The sequence below is a fragment of the Streptomyces cyaneofuscatus genome (genome assembly GCF_033109485.1).
Classification (GTDB): Bacteria; Actinomycetota; Actinomycetes; order Streptomycetales; family Streptomycetaceae; genus Streptomyces; species Streptomyces cyaneofuscatus.
Window position 1 is genome coordinate 1,252,520 of the sequence record NZ_CP137002.1, and the last position, 19,829, is coordinate 1,272,348.

At 72.2% G+C, this 19,829-nt stretch carries 15 protein-coding genes; 4 read left to right on the top strand and 11 right to left on the bottom strand.

Going from position 1 to position 19,829, the window contains the following annotated elements:
• Positions 1-32 precede the first annotated feature (32 nt).
• Positions 33-1,676, bottom strand: coding sequence for an AMP-binding protein (locus tag R2B67_RS05220; RefSeq protein WP_317816654.1), 1,644 nt, complete (start codon positions 1,674-1,676; stop codon positions 33-35).
• Positions 1,673-3,349 carry an AMP-binding protein gene (locus tag R2B67_RS05225; protein WP_317816655.1) on the bottom strand — a complete coding sequence of 559 codons (1,677 nt, stop codon included), beginning with the start codon at positions 3,347-3,349 and terminating at the stop codon, positions 1,673-1,675. Before R2B67_RS05225 ends, R2B67_RS05220 begins: the two co-directional genes overlap by 4 nt.
• Before the next feature lie 135 nt (positions 3,350-3,484).
• On the opposite strand from R2B67_RS05225, the gene R2B67_RS05230 reads away from it, so the two are divergent.
• Positions 3,485-4,336, top strand: coding sequence for a response regulator transcription factor (locus tag R2B67_RS05230; RefSeq protein ID WP_317816656.1), 852 nt, complete (start codon positions 3,485-3,487; stop codon positions 4,334-4,336).
• A 64-nt stretch (positions 4,337-4,400) separates the two neighbouring features.
• On the opposite strand, the gene R2B67_RS05235 is transcribed toward R2B67_RS05230, so the two are convergent.
• Complete coding sequence (locus tag R2B67_RS05235; protein ID WP_317816657.1) at positions 4,401-5,552, bottom strand: winged helix DNA-binding domain-containing protein; 1,152 nt, start codon at positions 5,550-5,552, stop codon at positions 4,401-4,403.
• 125 nt (positions 5,553-5,677) lie between these two features.
• Between R2B67_RS05235 and R2B67_RS05240 the strand changes: the two genes are divergently transcribed.
• Positions 5,678-6,559: a DMT family transporter gene (locus tag R2B67_RS05240; protein ID WP_317816658.1), complete on the top strand. Its 882-nt coding sequence runs from the start codon at positions 5,678-5,680 to the stop codon at positions 6,557-6,559.
• 7 nt (positions 6,560-6,566) lie between these two features.
• Here the strand turns inward: R2B67_RS05240 and R2B67_RS05245 are convergent, their stop codons facing one another.
• The gene (locus R2B67_RS05245; protein WP_317816659.1) at positions 6,567-7,586 is read right to left on the bottom strand and encodes a glutathione S-transferase family protein; all 1,020 of its coding nucleotides are present in this window, start codon (positions 7,584-7,586) and stop codon (positions 6,567-6,569) included.
• Positions 7,583-9,079 carry an MFS transporter gene (locus R2B67_RS05250; protein WP_317816660.1) on the bottom strand — a complete coding sequence of 499 codons (1,497 nt, stop codon included), beginning with the start codon at positions 9,077-9,079 and terminating at the stop codon, positions 7,583-7,585. Before R2B67_RS05250 ends, R2B67_RS05245 begins: the two co-directional genes overlap by 4 nt.
• 89 nt (positions 9,080-9,168) lie before the next feature.
• On the opposite strand from R2B67_RS05250, the gene R2B67_RS05255 reads away from it, so the two are divergent.
• Together R2B67_RS05255 and R2B67_RS05260 are read left to right on the top strand one after the other, a co-directional pair.
• Positions 9,169-9,564, top strand: coding sequence for a VOC family protein (locus R2B67_RS05255; RefSeq protein ID WP_317816661.1), 396 nt, complete (start codon positions 9,169-9,171; stop codon positions 9,562-9,564).
• Positions 9,565-9,723: 159 nt separating this feature from the next.
• Positions 9,724-10,803, top strand: a complete 1,080-nt coding sequence (locus tag R2B67_RS05260) for a glycoside hydrolase family 5 protein (RefSeq protein ID WP_018514667.1) — start codon at positions 9,724-9,726, stop codon at positions 10,801-10,803.
• 22 nt (positions 10,804-10,825) lie between these two features.
• Here the strand turns inward: R2B67_RS05260 and R2B67_RS05265 are convergent, their stop codons facing one another.
• The 6 genes from R2B67_RS05265 to R2B67_RS05290 are packed head-to-tail and all read right to left on the bottom strand — an operon-like array spanning position 10,826 to position 19,827.
• Positions 10,826-11,860 carry an aldo/keto reductase gene (locus R2B67_RS05265; protein WP_317816663.1) on the bottom strand — a complete coding sequence of 345 codons (1,035 nt, stop codon included), beginning with the start codon at positions 11,858-11,860 and terminating at the stop codon, positions 10,826-10,828.
• The gene (locus R2B67_RS05270; RefSeq protein WP_317816664.1) at positions 11,857-15,705 is read right to left on the bottom strand and encodes an ABC transporter ATP-binding protein; all 3,849 of its coding nucleotides are present in this window, start codon (positions 15,703-15,705) and stop codon (positions 11,857-11,859) included. Before R2B67_RS05270 ends, R2B67_RS05265 begins: the two co-directional genes overlap by 4 nt.
• Complete coding sequence (locus R2B67_RS05275) at positions 15,702-17,078, bottom strand: LLM class flavin-dependent oxidoreductase (protein ID WP_317816665.1); 1,377 nt, start codon at positions 17,076-17,078, stop codon at positions 15,702-15,704. The genes R2B67_RS05270 and R2B67_RS05275 overlap by 4 nt, the downstream gene beginning before the upstream one ends.
• A gap of 48 nt (positions 17,079-17,126) precedes the next feature.
• Positions 17,127-17,882, bottom strand: a complete 756-nt coding sequence (locus tag R2B67_RS05280; protein ID WP_317816666.1) for an ABC transporter ATP-binding protein — start codon at positions 17,880-17,882, stop codon at positions 17,127-17,129.
• Positions 17,858-18,748: an ABC transporter permease gene (locus R2B67_RS05285; RefSeq protein ID WP_164235254.1), complete on the bottom strand. Its 891-nt coding sequence runs from the start codon at positions 18,746-18,748 to the stop codon at positions 17,858-17,860. Before R2B67_RS05285 ends, R2B67_RS05280 begins: the two co-directional genes overlap by 25 nt.
• Positions 18,745-19,827 carry an ABC transporter substrate-binding protein gene (locus tag R2B67_RS05290; protein WP_317816667.1) on the bottom strand — a complete coding sequence of 361 codons (1,083 nt, stop codon included), beginning with the start codon at positions 19,825-19,827 and terminating at the stop codon, positions 18,745-18,747. The genes R2B67_RS05285 and R2B67_RS05290 overlap by 4 nt, the downstream gene beginning before the upstream one ends.
• Positions 19,828-19,829: the final 2 nt, after the last annotated feature.

Here is a 19,829-nt window from a genome sequence, read left to right on the forward strand (position 1 = left end):
GGGTCACCGGCGCCGCTCATCCGGTCATGCGGTCATCCGGCGTACGTCTCCCGCAGCTCGATCTTGCGGACCTTCCCGCTCACCGTCATCGGGAAGGCGTCCAGAATCCGCAGCCTGCGCGGGACCTTGTAGTGGGCGAGCCGCTCCCGGCAGTACGCCGTGACCTCCTCCAGGCTCGGCGGGTCGGCCGGGTCCCGGGGGATGACACAGGCCAGGATCTCCTCCCCGTACCGCTCGTCCGGCACACCGACCACCTGGACATCGGCGATCTTCGGGTGGCCGTGCAGGAACTCCTCGATCTCCCTCGGGTACACGTTCTCGCCGCCCCGGATGATCATGTCCTTGATCCGGCCGACCACTTGGACGTAACCGTCCTCGCGCATCACCGCGAGGTCCCCGGTGTGCATCCAGCAGCCCGCGTCGATCACCTCGGCGGTGCGGTCGGGCTGGTCCCAGTAGCCGAGCATCACGCTGTAGCCCCGGGTGCACAGTTCGCCCGCGCTGCCGCGCGGCAGAGTCGCGCCGGTGGCCGGGTCGACGACCTTGACCTCGATGTGCGGCAGCACCCGGCCCACGGTGCCGGTGCGGCGCTCCAGGTCGTCGTCACGGCGGGTCTGGGTGGAGACGGGCGAGGTCTCCGTCATGCCGTAACAGATGGAGACCTCCTCCATGTGCATCTCGGCGACCACCCGCTTCATCACCTCGACCGGGCAGGGTGATCCGGCCATGATCCCGGTGCGCAGCGAGGAGAGGTCGTAACGGGAGAAGTCCGGGAGGTTCAGCTCGGCGATGAACATGGTGGGGACGCCGTAGAGCGAGGTGCAGCGCTCCTGCTGGACGGCGGCCAGCACGGCGGCGGGCTCGAAGGACGGCCCCGGGATCACGATGCAGGCGCCGTGCGAGGTGGCGGCGAGATTGCCCATCACCATGCCGAAGCAGTGGTAGAAGGGGACCGGCAGACAGATCCGGTCGGCCTCCGTGTAGGCGATCATCTCCCCGACGAAATAGCCGTTGTTGAGGATGTTGTGGTGGGAGAGGGTGGCGCCCTTGGGGAAGCCGGTGGTGCCCGAGGTGTACTGGATGTTGACGGGGTCGTCGCAGGACAGCTCGGCCTCGCGCGCCGCCAGTTGCTCGGAGGTGACGGCCGGGGCGGTCGCGGTCAGTTCGGTCCAGGACGGGTCACCGATGTAGTGGACGGCGTGCAGAGAGGGGCAGTTGGCGCGGACCTGGCCGACGAGGGCGCGATAGTCGCTGGTGCGGTGGGCGAGGGAGGCGACCAGCAGGCGGACACCGGCCTGGTTCAGGACGAACTCCAGCTCGTGCGCCCGGTAGGCGGGGTTGATGGTGACCATGACGGCACCGATGCGGGCCGTGGCGTACTGGAGCAGCACCCACTCGGGGCAGTTGACCGCCCAGATCCCGACCCGGTCGCCCTTCTCCACCCCCGACGCCATCAGGGCGCGGGCCAGCTCGTCGATGTCGGCACCGAGCTCCGTGTACGTCCAGCGGCGGCCGGAGACCACGTCGACCAGCGCCTCGCGGTCCCCATGGGCGGCGACCGCCCGGTCCAGGTTGCGGCCGATGGTGTCGCCGAGCAGGGCGGTGGTGCCGGTGCCGTGCGCGTAGGAGAGGCCGGTCCCCTCCGCCGGGCCGCTCCCGGAGGTCTGCTCGCTCACTTCAGGTCCCCCTCGTCGAACTCGGTGCCGGTGCCCAGGGCGGTGCGTTCGCGCAGCTCGATGCGGCGGATCTTGCCGGAGACGGTCTTGGGCAGTTCGGCGAACTCCAGCCTGCGGAGGCGTTTGTACGGGGCGAGGACCGCCCGCGAGTGTGCGAAGAGGACCTTCGCGGTCTCCGGCCCCGGCTCCCAGCCCTCCGCCAGGACGACGTACGCCTTCGGGACGGAGAGCCGCAGCGGGTCGGGGGCGGGCACGACGGCGGCCTCGACGACCGCCTCGTGCTCCAGGAGGGCGCTCTCCAGCTCGAAGGGCGAGATCTTGTAGTCGGAGGACTTGAAGACGTCGTCACTCCGTCCCACGTACGTGAGGTAACCGTCCTCGTCGCGCGCCCCGATGTCCCCCGTGCGGTAGTAGCCGCCGGCCATCGCCTCGGCCGTGCGCTCCAGATCGCCGTGGTAACCGGTCATCAGGCCCACGGGACGGTCGGAGAGGTCAAGGGCGATCTCCCCCTCGCTCACCCCCGGCCGGCCCGTGACCGGGTCGAGCAGCTCCACGGTGAAGCCGGGGCTGGGGCGGCCCATGGAGCCGGTCTTGAGGAGCTGGCCCGGGGTGTTGGCGACCTGGACGGCGGTCTCCGTCTGGCCGAAGCCGTCCCGGATGGTGACACCCCACTCCCGCCGGACCGTCTCGATGACCTCCGGGTTCAGCGGCTCCCCCGCCGCGACGACCTCGCGCGGCGGGACCTTCAGCTGCGACAGGTCCGCCTGGATGAGCATCCGCCAGACCGTGGGCGGGGCGCAGAAGCTGGTGATGCCCGAGCGGTCCATCTCGGCCATCAGCCGGGAGGCGTCGAAGCGGGTGTAGTTGAAGATGAAGACGGTGGCCTCGGCGGTCCACGGGGCGAAGAGGTTGGACCAGGCGTGCTTGGCCCAGCCGGGCGAGGAGATGTTGAGGTGGACGTCGCCGGGGCGCAGCCCGATCCAGTACATCGTCGACAAGTGGCCCACGGGATAGGACACATGGGTGTGCTCGACCAGCTTCGGCCGGGCGGTGGTGCCGGAGGTGAAGTACAGCATCAGCGGCTCGTCGGCGTCCGTCTCCCGGCCGGGCGTGAAGTCGGCCGGGGCGTCAGCCACTTCGGCGTACGCCCGCCAGCCCGCCACCTCCTCGCCCACCGCGATCCGGGTGTACTCCCCCGGCACCTCGTCGAACTTCCCGGTGTCCGCGTCCCGCACCAGCGCATGGCGCACCCGCCCGCGCTCCACCCGGTCGCGGAGGTCGGCGGGGCCGAGCAGCGGGGTGGCGGGGATGATCACGGCGCGCAGCTTCATCGCGGCGAGTGCGGTCTCCCACAGCTCCACCTGGTTGCCGAGCATCACGAGGATGCGGTCGCCCTCCCGGACCCCTTGCTCCTTCAGCCAGTTGGCGGCCCGGTCGGAGCGCTCGGACATGGCCGCGAAGGAGACCTCGGTACGCCGGCCGTCCTCCTCCACGATGTGCAGGGCTGTGCGGTCGTTGCCCTCGGCGATGACGTCGAACCAGTCCAGCGCCCAGTTGAAGTGGTCGGTCCGGGGCCAGCGGAATCCGGCGTAGGCACGCTCGTAGTCCTCGCGGTGCTCCAGCAGGAAGTCCCGGGCGGCCCGGAACGTCTCCGTCGCACTCGTTGCCGGCATGTGCCCTCCTCATTGCGGACCGGACGGGTCACTTAACATCATGTAAACAGTGACCCAGGTCTCACCACCCCCGGATGGGGGTGGTCCGCTCCCTCGGACGGGGGATCGTCGCGGGCCGGGTGGGAAGGCGTCGGAGTGCCGGAACCGGTCGATGCGGTCGAGATGCGGACGGCGCTGGCGGGACTGCGCCGCACGAGCGGGCTGCCGGTCGCGTTCGGCGGCCTGCTGTCCGATGCCCGCCACGCGCGGATCGCCGAGCTGGACGGGGCACGGACCGGCGCGCTGCGCGGTCTGGTCATCTCGGCCGGGAGCGGCCTCGGCGGCAAGGCCATCGCGCTCGCCCGGCCCTGCGCGGTGACGGACTACCCCGTCTCGCGCCACATCAGCCACGAGTACGACACGGCGGTGGCGGCGGAGGGGCTGCGCTCGGTGGTCGCGGTCCCCGTCGTCGTACGGCGGAGGGTGCGGGGCGTGCTGTACGGGGCGTTGCGTACGCCGGTGAGCCTCGGGGACCGGACCTTCGACGCGGCGGTGGCGGCGGCCCGCGATGTGGAACAGGCGCTCGCGGTCCGCGACGAGGTCCGGGAGCTGCTGGCCCTGACCCAGGAGCAGGCGGCGGCCGGTCCGGGCGCGGCTCCGGGGGCGTGGGAGGACGTACGCGAGGCCCATCGGGAACTGCGCGCGCTGGCGCCGAGAGTGGCCGACCCGGCGCTCCGCGACGCGCTGCTGGCCGTCTGCGGGCGCCTCGCCTCGGCGTCCGGGGCGCGGGCCACCCCGGCGGCGGCCATGGAGGTGCGGCTCGCGCCGCGCGAGGTGGACGTCGTGGCGTGCGTGGCGGCGGGCGCGACGAACGCGGCGGCCGCCCGTCAACTGGGGCTGCGCCCCGAGACGGTGAAGGGGTATCTGCGCTCGGCGATGCGCAAGCTGGGGGCGCACACCCGACTGGAGGCGGTGGTGGCGGCGCGCCGGGCCGGGCTGCTGCCGTAGCACCGCAGGCCGTCACTCGCCTGAGTCCAGGAACGTGCAGGTAAGTCCAGGAACGTGCAGGCCGTCACTCCCCGAAGTCCAGGAACGTGCCGAACCGTACGTCGTACGAGATCGCGTCCGTCATCACCGACAGCATCCCCACCGCCTCCTCGGTGATCCCGTCCCGCTCGTCCCGCCGCAGGGTCCGCAGCGGCTGCACGGTCAGGATCGCCGCGTCCCCGTCCCTATCGACCCGCCAGATCGCCTCGAAGAACCCGTCGACCAGCACGGTCCCGTACGACTGGTTGCCCACCCCGTTGCGGCCCTTGTTCACCTCGGCGATCACCCGAGCGCGGTCGTCGTGGCCGAGGAGCACGTTGTCGAACTCGGGCAGGAAGCGCGGCGGGGCCGGGGTGTCCGGGTCGGGGCGCGGGGCGTCGGGGAGGTCGAAGAGCTCGGTGCCGTTCTCGTCGCGGAAGGTGCGCAGCCGTGGCCGCAGCCGGTCGAAGACCTCCCGCAGCCGGGTCAGCCCCGCCCAGCGCTGCATGTCCTTGACCGAGGCGGGGCCGAAGGCGTTCAGGTAGCGCAGGACGGTGGCGTCCGGTGCCGGGACCGGCTCCGAGGGCCTGCCGAGCCAGTGCTCCGCCGTCGTCAGGGCGACCTGCCCGCTCCGCTCCCACAACCCGCGCGGCGTGACCTGGACCAGCGGCAGCAGGCACCGGGCGGCCACCGTGAGCGCGAGCGGGTCGGCCTCCGGCCAGCGGGCCAGCAGCTCTTCGCGCAGCTCCTTGACCGGGCGGGGGCGCTCCTCGACCAACTCCCTGCTCACCGCGGCGAGCCGCGCCAGGTCCACCCCGGCCAGACCGTGCCGGAACGCCTTCAGCTCGCGGTCGCGCGCCGCCTGCACCAGCGGACGCAGGGTCAGGGCGTCGTCGGCCGTATGGGTGTGGAGCGTGGAGCGGAGGGTGACGATCCGGACCACCTCACGGGACTCCATCAGGGCGGACAGCTCGCGCGGGTCGAACTCCGCCAGCCGTGCGTGGAGCTGGAAGTACGGCGGCTTGGTGTTCTGCGCCTGGAGCCCGACGAGATGGGCCACCGCGTCCTTCGCGGACATCGTGGACCGGCGCAGCAGGAGCTGGCGGTCCAGGGTCGCCCGGTTCAGCGCCCGGGGGGAGAGAACGGCGGGGTGCTCAGTGGCGGCCATGGTCCGTGCGGGGTGCTTCTTCGCAGCCATGGTCCGTACGGTAGCGGCGCATGCGGACAGGTACGGTCCCCAAGGCCAGGACGAAGGTGTACGGCGTTAGGCCCACCGGCCCTCCGCCCCGCGCGCTCCTGACCCGCCCGCCCCATGATGAACCGGTGATCAGTGTCCTCTTCGCCGTCCTGACCGCCCTGAGCAACGGCTCCGCCTCGGTGCTCCAGCGCCGGGCGGCGATGCGGGTGCCCGACAGCGAGGCGCTGCACCTCTCCCTGATCGGCCATCTGATCCGCCAGAAGGTGTGGCTGGCCGGGATCGCCCTGGTGATCGTGGCCGCCGTCTGCCAGGCGGTGGCCCTGGCGACCGGGCCGATCTCGGTGGTGCAGCCGATCTTCGTCATCGAGCTGCCCGCGACCCTGCTGCTGGCCGGCTGGATGATGCGGGTCCGGGCGCCGCGCACGGTCTGGTACGGCGTCGCCGCGGTGACCGTCGGCCTCGCCGTCGGGCTCGCGTCGGCCGCGCCGGTCGACGGCACCGACTCCGTACGGGGCGCCGACTGGGTCCCGACGCTACTGCTGACCGGGGGGTTCGAGGCGGTGCTGATCGTCACCGCGCTGCGGGTGCGCGGCAATGCCCGGGCGGCGCTGCTGGGGCTGGCCGCCGCCTGCGGCTACGCGCTGACGGCGGCGCTGATGAAGGACGCGATGTCTCACCTGGGCCCGGACGGCGGGGCCGTCGCGCTGCTGACGTCCTGGCAGCTCTACGCGACGGCCGCGGCCGGGGTGGGGGCCCTCTTCCTGCTCCAGAACGCCCTGCACGCGGGCAGCCTGGTGGCCGTGCAGCCGATGCTGACGCTCGGGGACGCGCTGATCAGCATCCTGTACGGGGTGACGCTCTTCGAGGAGGAGCTGCGCACCGGCTGGTGGCTGCTGCCCGAGCTGGCCGGGCTGGGGCTGATCGCCACGGGCTGTGTGGTGCTGGCCCGCTCCCCGCTCGCCGCCGACACCCTCGCCCCGCCGCCGCCCCCGCCCCGGGTGAGCTGAGGCGGCCTCAGACCCGCTCGTCGTCCCGTACGGGTCCCGGCGGCGTGCCGTCACCGAACGGGCGGCCGCCGAGCTGTTCGCGGTGGTGCGGGGTGGTCCAGCCGGAGAGGTCTGGGCCGAGGGGGACGATGCCGGTCGGGTTGATGCCCGTGTGCACCTGGTAGTAGTGGCGCTTGATGTGGTCGAAGTCGACCGTGTCCCCGAAACCGGGAGTCTGGTAGAGGTCGCGGACGTACGCCCACAGGACGGGGTCCTCGGTGATCTTCGTACGGTTGCACTTGAAGTGGCCGTGGTAGACCGCGTCGAAGCGGACCAGGGTGGTGAAGAGCCGGATGTCGGCCTCGGTGATGGTGTCGCCGACCAGGTAGCGGCGGTCGGCGAGGCGGGCGGAGACCTGGTCGAGGCGGGCGAAGAGGGCCTCGTACGCCTCGTCGTAATCCTGCTGGCTGCTGGCGAACCCCGCCTTGTAGACCCCGTTGTTGATGTCCCGGTAGATGCCCTCCATGACCTCGTCGATCTCCGCGCGCAGCGGCTCGGGGTAGAGGTCGGGGGCGCCGGGGCGGTGCAGGGCGGTCCACTCGGTGGCGAGGTCCAGGGTGAGCTGCTGGTAGTCGTTGGTGACCAGCTGCCCGCTCGGTACGTCGACGATCGCGGGCACACTGACGCCGCCGGGGTAGTCGCGCTCCCGGGCGTCGTACGCCTCGCTCAGGTAGTGGATACCGAGCACCGGGTCCTGGTCACCGGGGTCCAGGGTGAAGCGCCAGCTGCGGTCGTCCTGGATGGGGTCGGTGACGGCGAGGGAGAGGGCGTCCTCCAGGCCGAGGAGGCGCCGGGAGACCAGGGCGCGGCTGGCCCAGGGGCAGGCCCGGCTGACGACGAGCCGGTAGCGGCCCGGCTCGACGGGCCAGCCGTCGCGGCCGTCGGCGGTGATGCGGTCGGCGAAGTGGCTGCGGGACCGCTTGAACGGCTTGTGGCCGTAGGAGGTGTTGCCGTCGCTCCCGGCGCTCTTGCCGGATGTGTCGCTCATGCCGCGCTCCTCGATGGGTCGGTGCTGTCCTTGCGTTCACGTCGTCTGCCCCGCCGGTCGGCTCCGACATCGGCCAGCGCCACGATCAGTGCGGCCAGGACGAAGGCGACCGAGACGATCAGGCCGTGGTCGTACGCGTCGGCCCAGCCCGCCGTGCCGACCTGGGCGAAGAACACCGCGCCCACGGCCGCGATCCCCACCGCGGAGCCGACCCGCTGCCCGGTCTGGAGGGTACCTCCGGCGCTTCCGGCCCGGGGTACGGGGACCTCGGCCAGGGTCAGCGTCTGGTTCGGGGCGATCACCAGGCCGCTGCCGAGTCCGGCGAGGAGCAGGGGTGCGGCCATCGCCCAGCCCGCGCCGCTGCCCGGGACCCAGTGGACGGCGAGCGCGGTGCCCGCGAGGCCGAGGGCGACCATCGCGAGTCCGGCCACCACCAGCGGGCGGCCGAACCGCCCGACGAGCCGGCCGCCGATCGACGCCGCGACCCCGGAACCGAGGGCGAAGGGGGTGATGGCGAGTCCGGCCTGGAGCGCGGAGTAATTCAGGCCGGACTGGAGGTAGAGGGTCGTGACGAAGAAGATCGAGGTGAACCCGGCGAAGTAGAGCAGGATCAGCAGGCACCCCAGCCAGTAGGAGCGCAGCCGGAACAGCGAGAGGTCCAGCACCGGGTGGGTGGGCCCGCCCGTGCACCGCGCCTCCCAGGCGACGAAGGCGCCGAGCAGGGCGGCGGCGAGCACGACCAGGAGCCACTTGCCGTTGCCGGGCCACTGCTGGGCCTGGACGAAGGGCAGCAGCAGGGCGAGGACCCCGGCGCCCAGGAGCAGGACGCCGACCGGGTCCAGGTCGCGCGGGCGGACCCGGCCGGCGGAGGGGGTGTCGGGGAGGAGGCGGTGGGCCAGCACGAGGCAGACGGCACCGAGCGGGAGGTTGACGTAGAAGACCCAGCGCCAGCCGTGCTCGGGGCCCGCCGCCTGGATGAGCAGCCCGCCGAGCAGCGGGCCGACGGCGGTCGAGATCCCGACGACCGTGCCGAACATGCCGAAGGCGCGCCCGCGCTCGCGCCCGGAGAACATCTGCTGGATCAGCGCGGAGATCTGCGGCGAGATCAGGCCGCCCGCGATGCCCTGGACCAGTCGGGCGATGACCAGCCACATGCTGGACTGGGCGGCTCCGCAGGCGGCGGAAGCCAGGGTGAACAGGGCGAGTCCGGCCATGAAGACGGCCCGGCGGCCGCGCGCGTCGCCGAGGCGGCCGGCGGGGATCAGGAAGAGGCCGAAGGCGAGGGCGTAGCCGGAGAGCACCCATTGGAGGTCGGACTCGGGGGTGTTCAGCCCTTCCCTGATGGACGGGAGGGCCACGTTGACGATGGAGACGTCCAGCAGGGTCATGAACCCCGCCACCAGGCAGACCGCCAGCGCCTTCCAGCGCCGGGGGTCGGGGGCGGGGGCGGCGTCCCGTCCGCCCGGGCCGGGTCGCGCCGCGCTCTGAGCCATGGTTCGCACCTTAGGCCGGGCCGGGGGGTTCCTCATCCGGACCGCCGGTGCACGGCGTGTCCGGGGTGGCCGGGGGTACCTGTTCCCGCATGACTGTGGAGAAGACGAGCGTCCTCGTCCTTGACTGTGCCGAACCCATGGAGCTGGCCGAGTTCTACGCCGGTCTGCTCGCCGCCGAGATACGGATCGGCTCCGACCCCGACTTCGTGGAGATCGTCGGCAACGACGGCGTCCGGCTGGCGATCCGCCGGGACCACGGCTACGCACCGCCGAGCTGGCCCCGCCCGGAGGATTCCCAGCAGGCCCATCTGCGGATCCTGGTGAGCAGCGACGACATCGACGAGGCCGAGCGCGAGGCGATCTCGCTCGGGGCCCGGCCCGTCGACACCGGTGACAGCAACAGCGGTCCGCGCGATGTCCGGGTGTACGGGGATCCGGCGGGCCACTCGTTCTCGCTGGCGGTGTACCCGCTGCCGCAGGACTGAGCAACAGCACGAGACCCAGGGGCTCTTCGGGGCCCCTTCACTCGCGTACGGCAATAGACAGGAAAGTTTCCCAACACTGTTGACGGCAATTGGAAGGAAGCTTTACTTTCAGTGCTGCCGCCATGGCGTCTCCCACCCCCACCCGAAGGGAGCACCACCATGTACCAGCGCACCACCTCCCCCACCGAGCCCGTCCCCACGGACGGCCGGCGCAGATTCACCCGCAAGGCCCTGCTCGCCGCGTCCGCACTCGGCGTGGTCACCGCACTCCTGGCCCCCGTCCGGGCGGGGGCCGCACCGGCCCCCGCCGCCCCCACCGCCGCCACCCCGCTCGCGGCCAACGGCCAGCTCTCCGTCTGCGGCCGACAGCTCTGTAACGCCTCCGGCCAGGCGGTCGCCCTCAACGGCATGAGCACCCACGGCACCCAGTGGTACGCCCAGTGCGTCACCGACGGGTCGCTCAACGCCCTGGCCACCGACTGGCGCGCCGACGTGCTGCGCGTCTCCACCTACGTACAGGAGGGCGGGTACGAGACCGACCCGGCCGGATTCACCGCCCGGGCGCAGAAGTTCATCGACGCGGCGCACGCGCGCGGCATGTACGCGGTCATCGACTGGCACATGCTCACACCGGGCGACCCGAACGCGAACCTCGCGCGGGCCAAGACCTTCTTCACGGCGATGGCCAAGAAGTACAAGGACCACCCGGGCGTGCTCTACGAGATCGCCAACGAGCCCTCGGGGGTGAGCTGGTCGGCCATCAAGTCCTACTCCGAGCAGATCATCCCGGTGATCCGGGCACAGGACCCGGACGCGGTGGTCCTGGTCGGGACCCGCGCCTGGTCCTCGTTCGGGGTCTCGGAGGGCTCGAACGAGTCGGAGGTCGTGAACAACCCGGTCCGCGCCTCGAACATCATGTACACCTTCCACTTCTACGCGGCGTCGCACCGCGAGGCGTACCTCAGCGCCCTGGACCGGGCCTCCGACAAACTGCCCGTCTTCGTCACGGAGTTCGGTACGCAGAACTACGCGGGCGAGGGCGCCAATGACTTCGCGATGTCGCAGCGCTACCTCGACCTGATGAAGCGCAAGAAGATCTCCTGGACCAACTGGAACTACTCCGACGACCACCGCTCCGGTGCCGTCTTCAAGACCGGCACCTGCAACGGCTCCAACTGGACCGGGACCGGGGTCCTGAAGGAGGCCGGGGTCTGGATCCGCGAGCGCATCCGCCAGTGACCCCGGCCGTCCTCCCCGGCGGTCAGGCCGAACGGCGGCGCAGGGAAGCGTCGTTGATGGCCGGAGGGACGTAACCTGCGTCGCGCGCCGACAGGTTGGTGCCGGGCGGGACGATCTCGTCGATCCGGTCGAGGACGTCCCGGCTCAGCCTCACCTTGTCGGCGCCGAGCTGGCTCTCCAACTGCTCGAAGGTGCGCGGCCCGATGATCGCCGAGGTGACGGCCGGGTGCTCCAGCACGAAGGCCAGGGCGAGCTGGACGAGGGTGAGGCCGGCCTCCTCGGCCAGGACCGCGAGCGCGTCGGCGGCCTCCAGCTTGGCCGCGTTCTCGGGCGCGGTGATGTCGAAGCGGGCCGCCTGCCGCTCGGCACGGCTGGAGGCCGGCTGCTCGGCGCCCTTGCGGTAGCGGCCGGTCAGCCAGCCGCCGGCCAGCGGGCTCCAGGACAGCACGCCGAGCCCGTACCGCTGCGCCACCGGCAGCACCTCGCGCTCGATGCCCCGGGCGAGCAGCGAGTACGGGGGCTGCTCGGCGACGACGCGTTCGCGGCCCCGGCGTTCGGCGATCCACTGGCCCTCCACGATGGTGGAGGGTTCGAAGGTGGAGGTGCCGATGTAGCGGATCTTGCCCTGGCGGACCAGGTCGGTCAGGGCGCCGAGCGTCTCGTCGAAGTCGGTGTCGGGCTCGGGGCGGTGGACCTGGTAGAGGTCGATCCAGTCGGTGGAGAGCCGGCGCAGGCTGTTCTCCACCTCGCGGATGATCCAACGGCGGCTGTTGCCGGACTCGTTGGGGTCGTCGCCCAGCCGGCCGTGGAACTTGGTGGCCAGCACCACGTTGTCGCGCCGGCCGCCCGCGAGCGCCTTGCCGACGATGGTCTCCGACTCGCCCTGCGAGTAGACGTCGGCGGTGTCGACGAAGTTGATGCCGGAGTCCAGGGCGTGGTGGATGATCCGGACGCTGTCACCGTGATCGGTGTTGCCCCGGGCGCCGAACATCATGGTGCCCAGCGCGAGGGGGCTGACCTGGACGCCGGTGCGGCCGAGGTTGCGGTATTCGGTCATCGGGCACTCTCCTTGACGAGTTCACTGGTGGGGGTGGAAGCGAGGTCCTGCGGCGTCTGCCGGAAGGCCTCCCAGAGGCGGTGGTACGGGCCCCGCGCCGCGAGGAGTTCGGTGTGACTTCCGCTCTCGACGACAGCTCCGGCGTCGAGGACGACGACCCGGTCCGCACGGGCGGCGGTGGTCAGCCGGTGGGCGACGACCACGGTCGTACGGCGGCGGCACAGGGTCTCCGTCGCTGCGGCGACCCGGCGTTCCGTGGCCAGGTCGAGCGAGGCGGTGGCCTCGTCGAGCAACAGCACGTCCGGGTCGACGAGTTCGGCCCGGGCCAGGGCGAGGAGCTGGCGCTGTCCGGCGGACAGGTTGCGGCCCCGCTCCCCCACCTGCTGGAGGTAGCCGAGCCGGAGCCCGGCGATCATCTCGTGCGCGCCGACGGCCCGGGCAGCGCTCTCCACTTCGGCGTCGGTGGCGTCGGGGCGTCCGTAGGCGATGGCGTCCCGGACGGTGCCGCTGAAGAGGTGAGGCTCCTGGGGGACGAGGCCGAGGCGGCGCCGGTAGCCGGCCAGGTCGAGGTCGCGCAGGTCGTGGCCGTCGACGCGGACGACACCGGCGGTCGGGTCGTAGAAGCGGGCCAGCAGTTTGACGACGGTGGATTTGCCCGCGCCGGTCGCGCCGACCAGGGCCACGGTCTCGCCGGGGGCGATGCGGAGCCGGAGCCCGTGCAGGACCTCCTGGCCGCCGCCGCCCGCGTAACCGAAGGAGACCCCGTCGAACTCGACCTCGCCCCGCAACTTGTCCATGATGAGCGGCTGTTCGGCCGGGGGTGTTCCCGCCGGGGTGCGCATCAGGGAGCGGAGGCGGCCGAGGCCGATCACCGCCTGCTGGTAGCCGTCGAAGACCTGCGAGAGCTGCTGGATCGGGGAGAAGAACAGCTCCACGTAGAGGAGGAAGGCGATCAGCGTGCCCGCGCTCAGCTCGCCGGAGTGCACCTGGCCCGCGCCGACGACCAGGACGGCGGCGGTCGAGAGGGTGCCGAGGAACTCCACGAACGGGAAGAACGTGCCCATGTACCGCTGGGCGCGCAGCCGTGAGTCCCGGAATCCCCAGGCCAGTTGGGCGAAGTCGCGGGCGTTGTGCTGCTCGCGGCGGAACGCCTGGGTGACCCGGATCGCGGTGACGTTCTCCTGGAGGCAGGCGTTGACCGCGCTGACGCGCTCCCTGGCCTCCCGGTAGGCGGGGACCGAGTAGTGGCGGAAGAGGGCGGTCGCGGCGATCAGGACGGGGAGGGCGACGAGCAGGACGACGGCGAGGCCCGCGTCGATGACCAGCAGCGCGACCAGGACGCCGAGAACGGTCAGCAGGCTGACGACGGCGGTGATCAGGCCGGTCTGGAGGAAGGTGGAGAGGGCGTCCACGTCCGTGGTCATCCGGGTCATGATCCGGCCGCCGAGCTCCCGCTCGTAGTAGTCCAGGCCGAGCCGCTGGAGCTGGGCGAAGGTCTTCACCCGGAGGGTGTAGAGGAGCCGTTCGCCGGTGCGTCCGGTGGTGCGGACCTGGGCCACCCCGATCAGCCAGTTCAGGGCGGTGACCAGCCCGGCGACGGCGGCCGCCGCCAGGAGGACTCCCCCGGCCTGCCGGGCGACGCCGTGGTCCACCCCGTGGCGGACGAGGACGGGGACGGCGATCTGCGCGGCCGCGTCCAGGGCGACGAGCAGCAGCCCGAGGAGGAGCGGGACACGGAAGGGCCGCAGCAGGGTGCCGAGGTGGAACTCCCGGTCGGCGGCGACCGCTTGGGCGGTGGTCACCTTCGGGTCGGCGGCGGGCAGCGGGAGGCGGGCGAGGCCGGCGATCAGCTCCGCGCTGGGCGGGGCGGAGCCGAGCACCCCGCCGCCGGGTCCGCCGCGGCCGGGCCCGGCGGTGGCGGCGGCCTCGGCCAGGGCCTGGGCGGCGCGGACCGCGGTGCCCTCCTCGGTGTCCGCCCCCGCCGCCTCGTCCCGCAGCCACAGCGCCTCGGTGACCCCGCCCGCCGGGGCCTCCGGCACGGGTTCGGACGCCGTGGGCTCGGCCGTCGACAGCAGCGTACGGAACAGGGCTGAGCGGGAACGGAGTTCGTCCAGGGTTCCGGTGTCGGTGATCCGGCCACCGTCCAACACTGCTATACGGTCGGCCAGTTCCAGGGTGGAGCGGCGGTGCGCGACGATCAGCGTCGTACGGCGGCGGGTCGCCTCGTGCAGCCGGGCGTGGATCTGGGCCTCCACCCGGGCGTCGATGGCGGACGTGGCGTCGTCCAGGACGAGGACGGCCGGGTCCGCGGCCAGGGCCCGAGCGAGGGCGATGCGCTGGCGCTGGCCGCCGGAGAGGGTGAGGCCCTGTTCGCCGACGACGGTGTCGTACCCCCTCGGGAGGCGTTCGATGAACTCGTCGGCGCGGGCGGTCCTGGCGGCCTCGCGGATCTGCTCGTCGGTGGCGTCCGGTGCCCCGTAGGCGATGTTGGCGCGCACGGTGTCGGAGAGCAGCAGGCTCTCCTCGAAGACGTAACCGATCCGGGAGCGGAGCGAGGCGAGGGAGAGCGCGCGCACGTCGGTGCCGTCGACGGTGACCGACCCGGACGGTACGTCGTAGAACCGGGGCAGCAGGGCGGCGGCGGTGGACTTGCCCGAGCCGGCGGAGCCGATCAGGGCGACGGTCTCGCCGGGGCGGACGTCGAGCGTGAAGCCGTCCAGGAGCGGTGCCTCGTCCCCGTACGCGAAGGTGACGTCCCGCCAGGCGAGGGCGGGCGGGTGCCCGGGGTCGTCGGGCAGCTCGCGGGCGTCGGGCGCGTCGGTGATGACGGGGGCCTCGTCGACGACCTCCAGGACGCGTTCGGCGCCGGCCCTGGCCTGCTGCCAGACGGTCAGGAGGGTGGCGACCTGGCGTACGGGGGTGACGAAGGAGCCCAGGTAGGTGGTGAAGGCGAGGAACGTGCCGAGCGAGATCCGGCCGTTCAGGGCCATCCAGCCGCCCAGCGCCAGGACGGCGACCTGGCCGAGGGCGGGGACAGCCTGGAGCGCCGGGTTGTAGCGGCTGGTGAAGCGGACGACGCGCATCCGGGAGGCGAACAGCGTACGGGCGCGCTCCTCCAGCCCCGTCAGCTCCCGGCTCTCCTGGCCGAAGCCCTTGACGACCCGGACCCCGGTGACGGTCGCCTCGACGGTGGAGGCGACCTCGGCGGCCTCCTGCTGGGCGTGCCAGTTGGCGGGGAAGAGGTCGCGGCGGCTGCGCAGGGCGATGGCGTAGAGCAGCGGTCCGACGACCAGCGCGACGACGGTGAGCAGGGGGGAGAGCCAGGCCATGAGGACCAGCGAGATGACGAACATCAGGACGTTGCCCGTGAGGTTCGGCAGGAACTGGAGCAGGGTCTGGATGAGGGTGATGTCGGAGATGGACCGGCTCACCACCTGCCCGGTGCGCAGCCCGTCCTGCTGGGCGCCGCCGAGCCGCAGGAGGGCGGCGAAGGCGTCGTTGCGCAGGTCGTACTGGACGCCGAGGGAGAGCCGCCCGGAGCGGTAGCGGCGGGTGAAGCTGGCGGCGAAGCGTACGGCGCCGAGCGCGGCGAGCAGGCCGATCCAGGGGGTGAGGGAGGCGGTGGTGGAGCCCGCCACCCCGTCCACGATGTGGCGCAGGACCAGGGGCAGGGTGGCGGTGGCGAGGGCGGCGACGAGTGCGGCGCCGAAGGCGAGAAGCAGGTCGGTGCGGTGGCGCAGGCAGTAGGCGAAGAGGCGCCGGGCCCAGCCGGGGGCGGGGGTCCGGGCGGTGCCGCCCTCCTGCGGCGGAGGGGCGGCACCGCCGCGCGTCGTACAGTCGGTCACCGGGCTCCCGCCGTGGCCAGGCCGGCGTGCGGGGCGACCGTGTCGAAGAGCTGGTTGGCGGGGCGCGGCAGGCCGTAGTGCTCGCGCAGGGTGGAGCCGGTGTACTCGGTGCGGAAGAGGCCACGCTCCTGGAGGATCGGGACGACGCGGTCGACGAAGACCTCAAGGCCGGAGGGGAGCACGGCGGGCATGATGTTGAACCCGTCGGCGGCCCCGCTGTCGTACCAGTGCTCGATGGTGTCGGCGACCTGCTCGGCGGTGCCGGCGAAGGTGCGGTGGCCGCGTCCGCCGCCGAGCCGCCCGATGAGCTGGCGTACGGTCAGGTGCTCGCGGCGGGCCAGCTCCACGATGAGGGTGTAGCGGCTCTTGGCACCCTCGATCTCGTCCTCGGTCGGGATGTCCTCGGGGAGCTCGGCGTCCAGGTCCAGGTCGTCCGGGGCGATCTTGAGGCGCAGGGCGAGCTGGCGCTTGGCGTACTCGGGGACGATGAGGCGGTCCAGCTCGGCGTCCAGCTCGTGGGCCTCGGCCTCGGTGTCGCCGATGACGGGGACGATGCCGGGCAGGATCTTGATGGTGCCGGGGTCGCGGCCGAGCGCCACGGCCCGCGCCTTGACGTCCTTGTAGAAGGCGATGCCCTCCTGAAGGGTCTGCTGGGCGGTGAAGACGGCCTCGGCGTACCGGGCGGCGAAGTCCTTGCCGTCCTCGCTGGACCCGGCCTGCACGAGGAGGGGGTAACCCTGGGGCGGACGCTGGACGTTGAGGGGTCCGTCGACGCGGAAGAACTCGCCGCGGTGGTCGATGGCCCGGACCCGTTCGGCGAGCGCGTGGACGCCGCCCTCCTTGTCGGCGATGACGGCGTCATCCGCCCAGCTGTCCCAGAGCTTGGTGGAGACCTCGACGAACTCGGCGGCCCGGCGGTAGCGCTCGTGGTGCAGCGGGGTGTCGTCCAGGCCGAAGTTGCGGGCGGCGTCGGCCCCGGCGGTGGTGACGATGTTCCAGCCGGCCCGGCCGCCGGAGACGTGGTCCAGGGAGGCGAACCGGCGGGCCAGGTTGTAGGGCTCGTTGTAGCTGGTGGAGGCGGTGGCGATGAGCCCGATGTGCTCGGTGGCCCCGGCCAGCGCGGTGAGCAGGACGGTGGGCTCCAGCTTGGCGGCCGGGCGGCGGCCGGGGTCGCCCATGAGGACGGGGCTGTCGGCGAGGAAGAGGGAGTCCAGGCGGCCGCGCTCGGCGATCCGGGCGAGGTTCTTGTAGTGCTCGATGTCGGAGCCCGCCTCGGCGGGGCTCTCGGGGAGCCGCCAGGACGCCTCGTGGTGGCCGGTGGACATGAGGAAGGCGTTGAGGTGGAGCGGCTTGCGGGGCTCGGCGGAGGGCATGGGTGTCTCCAGGCAGGTGCGGGCGGAGGCGGGGTGGGCTGGGGTGGTTCAGGCCGTCGGCGTCGTCGTCGGCTGAGTGACGCCGAGGGCCGTGAGCAGGGTGTCCCGGTACTCCTGGAAGCGGGCGTCGCGCCGGGAGCGCGGCGTCGGCAGGTCGATGGCGAGGTCGACGGAGATCAGCCCCTCCTCCAGGACCAGGACCCGGTCGGCGAGTTCGACGGCCTCGTCGACGTCGTGGGTGACCAGGAGCACCGCGGGGCGGTGGCGTTCGTACAGTTCGCGCAGCAGGCCGTGCGTCTTGATCCGGGTCAGCGCGTCGAGGGCGCCGAACGGTTCGTCGGCCAGCAGGAGTTCGGGCTCGCGGACCAGGGCGCGGGCGAGCGCGGCGCGCTGCTGTTCGCCGCCGGAGAGCTCGTGCGGCCAGGAGCGGTCGCGGCCGGCGAGGCCGACTTCCTCCAGGGCGGTGAGGCCGCGTTCCCGGGCGCCGGGGCCGCGCAGTCCGAGGATCACGTTGTCCAGGACCCGGAGCCAGGGCAGCAGCCGGGAGTCCTGGAAGGAGAGCGACACCCGTTCGGGGACGGTGAGTTCACCGGAGCCCTCGACCGTGTGGTCGAGGCGGGCGACGGCCCGGAGCAGGGTCGACTTGCCCGAGCCGCTGCGGCCGAGGAGGGCGGTGAACTCCCCCGGGGCGATGGTGAGGTCGAGCTCCTTCAAAATAATCCGGTCGCCGAACTTCCGTACCAGCCGCTTCGTCCGGACCGCGGGCCGGACCTCGGTGATCAGCCCGCCAGGGTGCGTCGCCATGACAGGGCCCTCCTCTCGATGGCGCGTACGGCCGCGTCCGAGGCGAAGCCGAAGATGCCGTAGGCCACCAGGCCCACGATGATCACGTCGGACTGGGCGTACTGCTGGGCCTGGAACATCATGTAGCCGATGCCGCTGGTGGCGTTGATCTGCTCGACGACGATCAGTCCGACCCAGGACGAGGTGACGCCCAGGCGGAGGCCGACGAAGAAGCCGGGCAGCGAGCCGGGGACGACGACCTTGCGGATGAACTGGGCCCGGCTCAGGTCGAGTCCCTCGGCGAGCTCGACGTACCGGCTGTCGATGGAGGTCAGGAAGGCGAAGGTGTTGATGTACATGCTGACCGCGACGCCGAGGGCGATGACGGTCACCTTCATCTCCTCGCCGATGCCGAGCCAGAGGATCAGCAGCGGGAGCATGGCGAGCGAGGGGATGGCCCGCTTGATCTGGAGCGGGCCGTCGATCAGGTACTCGCCGCTGCGGCTCAGTCCGGCCGCGACGGCGAGGACGACCCCGCTGACGACGCCGAAGAAGAGGCCGAGCCCCGCTCGCTGGAGGGAGATGAGGACGTTGTCCTGGAGGCGGCCGGTGGCGACCAGGTCGGAGGCGGTGGAGATGACGCTGCCGGGCCCGGACAGGATGCGCGGGTCGAGGTAGCCGGAGGCGGAGGCCGCCCACCACGCGGCGATGAGGAGGACGGGGCCGATGAGCCGGCCGAAGGGCAGCGACCGGCCGGGGCCGAGCCGCCGCCGGGTTCCCCGGGCGACGGGCGGGCCGGGCTCCTGGGGCGGGGCCGCCGGGGGTGCGGCGCCCTTGGTGAGGACGGCGGGCCCTCCGGTGCGGGCCGTGGGCAGCAGGTCGGTCATGAGGTCTCCCGGTACTCGGCCGGAACGGACGTGGCCGCCAGGCCCTCGAAGCGGCGGTCGAACAGGTCGGTGACGTCCTGCTTCGGTACGAAGCCGCCCTCGGCCATCAGGTCGGCGGTCTCCTGCTCCCACGCGATCGCCTTATCCCAGTCCACGGGGAACTGCGGCTTGTTGAGGGAGGAGACGATGCGCTTGCCGTCGGCGACGGAGACGCCCTCGCTCTTCACGTAGTAGGTGTCGATCCACTCGTCGGTGTTCTCCCACGCCCAGACCAGGCCCTTGGCCCACAGCGGGATGAAGTTGGCGACGGCGGCGGCCTTCGCCGGGTCGTCGAGCACCTCCACCGGTGCCCACAGGACGGTGAGCAGGTCCACGACGTCGGTCTTGAGACCGACGGCGCCGTCCTTGGCGTACTGGCCGAGATACTTGGTGAGGGCCGGTTCGCCCAGCGGTGCCACGTCGACCTGCTTGGACTGCAGGGCGGTGAGGAACTGGGTGCTGGGCAGGGCGACCAGTTCGACGTCGCTGTTCTTCAGCCCGGCGGCCTTCAGGGCGCGCAGGACGACGACGCCCTGGGCCTGCCCCTGGGAGAAGCCGATCTTCTTGCCCCGGAAGTCCTCCACGGAGGTGATGCGGGAGCCCGGGGCGGTGGCGAAGGTGTAGAGGGGCAGCGGGCGCACCTGGACCGCGACGATCTTCGTCTTGACGCCGATGGCCTTGGCCTGGATCGGCGGAATTCCCGCATTGGAGGCGAGGTCGATGGATTTGGCCCGGAATCCCTGGATGATATCGGGGCCCGCGCTCAGGTTCGGCCATTCGGAGACGGTGAAGGCGAGGTCCTTCTTCAGCCCGGCGGGTTCGAGCTGGAGCCGGGTCTGGCGTACCGCGACGGTCAGTTTCGTTCCCGGCGGCGGATCCCCCGAGGGGAGCTTTCCGGTGGGCTCGGAACTGGCGGCCGTCTTCACCTGCGGGGAGCAGGCGGCGAGGCTCAGAACCGTTCCGGTGGCGAGGGCGAGAAAGGACCTGCGGCCCAGGGCTCGCGTGGCGGCGGACCGGTCGTCGGTCAGGTGACGAGGCATGA

Coding starts and splice junctions, on each gene's coding strand:
- R2B67_RS05225 (WP_317816655.1), bottom strand. CDS start 3,349: ATGCCGGCAACGAGTGCGACGGAGACGTTCCGGGCCGCCCGGGACTTC.
- R2B67_RS05235 (WP_317816657.1), bottom strand. CDS start 5,552: ATGGCTGCGAAGAAGCACCCCGCACGGACCATGGCCGCCACTGAGCAC.
- R2B67_RS05245 (WP_317816659.1), bottom strand. CDS start 7,586: ATGAGCGACACATCCGGCAAGAGCGCCGGGAGCGACGGCAACACCTCC.
- R2B67_RS05250 (WP_317816660.1), bottom strand. CDS start 9,079: ATGGCTCAGAGCGCGGCGCGACCCGGCCCGGGCGGACGGGACGCCGCC.
- R2B67_RS05255 (WP_317816661.1), top strand. CDS start 9,169: ATGACTGTGGAGAAGACGAGCGTCCTCGTCCTTGACTGTGCCGAACCC.
- R2B67_RS05260 (WP_018514667.1), top strand. CDS start 9,724: ATGTACCAGCGCACCACCTCCCCCACCGAGCCCGTCCCCACGGACGGC.
- R2B67_RS05265 (WP_317816663.1), bottom strand. CDS start 11,860: ATGACCGAATACCGCAACCTCGGCCGCACCGGCGTCCAGGTCAGCCCC.
- R2B67_RS05275 (WP_317816665.1), bottom strand. CDS start 17,078: ATGCCCTCCGCCGAGCCCCGCAAGCCGCTCCACCTCAACGCCTTCCTC.
- R2B67_RS05280 (WP_317816666.1), bottom strand. CDS start 17,882: ATGGCGACGCACCCTGGCGGGCTGATCACCGAGGTCCGGCCCGCGGTC.
- R2B67_RS05285 (WP_164235254.1), bottom strand. CDS start 18,748: ATGACCGACCTGCTGCCCACGGCCCGCACCGGAGGGCCCGCCGTCCTC.
- R2B67_RS05290 (WP_317816667.1), bottom strand. CDS start 19,827: ATGCCTCGTCACCTGACCGACGACCGGTCCGCCGCCACGCGAGCCCTG.